Consider the following 281-nt stretch of genomic DNA (forward strand, 5'->3'; position numbering starts at 1 on the left):
GTTCCAAACATTCAAAAATAGTTGGGACTTCCCTTAATAAATCTGTTACTTTCTTTTTCAAGATAGCCCAAGCTTGCTCAATAGGATTCAAATCTGGTGAATAAGGTGGTAGAGGTAAGAAAAAGTGTTTATCTTGGATGCAGAGTTCATCCAAAATGTTCTTGGGATCAAAACTAGCATTGTCCATGACAATAACATGAGGTGTCTTTCAAAGCAGGTAGGAGTTGCGTTTTGAACCACTCCACAAAGAAATCGCTTGTCCTGCTGTTCTTGTAAATCAT

1 pseudogene is annotated in these 281 nt (G+C 37.7%); it reads right to left on the reverse strand.

What is annotated here, in order from left to right:
* Nucleotides 1–281 (reverse strand): annotated as a pseudogene (locus HT701_RS05870) (IS630 family transposase); the annotation flags it as partial.

The sequence above is a fragment of the Streptococcus sp. 10824 genome, from assembly GCF_013276595.1.
Classification (GTDB): domain Bacteria; phylum Bacillota; class Bacilli; order Lactobacillales; family Streptococcaceae; genus Streptococcus; species Streptococcus pseudopneumoniae.